The sequence below is a fragment of the Anaeromyxobacter sp. SG66 genome, assembly GCF_022690805.1.
Classification (GTDB): domain Bacteria; phylum Myxococcota; class Myxococcia; order Myxococcales; family Anaeromyxobacteraceae; genus Anaeromyxobacter; species Anaeromyxobacter soli.
Genome location: NZ_JALCZC010000228.1, coordinates 1 through 1,363, shown reverse-complemented (window position 1 = coordinate 1,363; position 1,363 = coordinate 1). Strand labels below are relative to the sequence as shown.

General features: G+C 69.0%; 1 protein-coding gene. It reads right to left on the bottom strand.

The genetic code is table 11. From position 1 onward, the window contains the following. Nucleotides 1–55 precede the first annotated feature (55 nt). Nucleotides 56–1,246: an IS256 family transposase gene (locus tag MNZ39_RS24025; RefSeq protein ID WP_242341602.1), complete on the bottom strand. Its 1,191-nt coding sequence runs from the start codon at nt 1,244–1,246 to the stop codon at nt 56–58. Between the last annotated feature and the right edge of the window lie 117 nt (nt 1,247–1,363).

Below are 1,363 nucleotides of genomic sequence, written 5' to 3'. Positions count from 1 at the left end.
GGTCAAGTCCCGTCTTCTGTGTGAATGGAACTCCGCGTGAAGCTCCTCGGCTGAATCACGCCGCCTTGGCGGCGGCGACGTCCTTCGACTTCAGCATCGACAGGTCCAGATAGCGACGGTCGGTCCAGATGGCAGTCACGTTGAGTGCGACGGCGGTGACGAGGCGGAGAGCGCTGCCACGGTCCGGGAACGCCCCCACCGCGTTGGTGCGGCGCTTGATCTCGCCGTGGAGCCGCTCGAGGCCGTTGGTGGAGCGGATGCGGTGCCAGTGCGCCTTGGGGAACGCGTAGAACTTCGTGGCCGCCTCGAAGCCGTCGGTGAGGCACCCCATCGACTCGGGCAGATGGCGCCCGAGACCGGCGGCGAGCTCGGCCATCCGCCTGCGGGCGTCCGCCTTGGACGGCGCGATGAAAACCTGCCAGACGGCCTTGGCGAGCCGCGCCCTGAGCTTCTGGGGCGCCTTCGCGACGACGTTCCGCTGGAGGTGGACGCAGCACCGCTGCAGCGGCGCCTCCGGGAGATGATGGCGCACCGCCTTGGCCAGGCCGGCGTGGGCGTCGGCGATGACGAGCTGGACCCCCGAGAGGCCGCGCTCGTTGAGCTGAGCGAGCAGGTCGCTCCAGGATGCCTCCGACTCCTCGGCGCCGACGGTGATCGCCAGGAGCTGCCGGTGCCCGTCCAGGCCGACGCCGTAGGCCACCAGCGCCGAGACGTTCTCGACCTCGCGGGCCCAGCGGGCGTCGAGGAAGGTAGCATCGAGGAACAGGTACGGGATCGGGCCTTCGATGGGCGCCTTGCGCAGGTCCTCGACCTTGGTGCCCAGCGCCTTGGCCGCCCGGCTCACGGTCGACCGGCTCACGTGCTCGCCCATGAGCGCCTCCGTGATCTGGCCGATGTCCCGCGTCGAGGCGCCGTGCACGTAGGCGGTCACCATGGTGTCGTCGACCTCGGCGCTCCGGCGCTTGTACCTCCCGAACACCGCGCCGCCGGCGGAGCCGCCCTCGCGAGAGCGCGGCACCTTGAGGTCGACACCGCCCATCGACGTGATGAGCCGCCGCAGGTACGTGCCGTTCCGGCTGTCGACCCGCTGGGCCTGGCGCTCCCACTTCTTCGCGCCGACCAACGCCCGGATCTCCTCCTCCAGAACGACCTCCAGGGCGACCCGGATCGCGCCCTGGCAGAGCGTGCGCAGATCGGTGCGGAAGTTCTCTTGCGTCGGCAGTTCAAGCTCGGCAACCTCGTTCACTGGAAGCTCCTTGGACTCGCCGCCAAGCGAGGCCGTTGGTGTTTGGTCACCGAGGAGCTTCCACTTCCTTCTCAGCCTCCGCGAACTTCCGATTCACACATTCTTAGGGACACAACC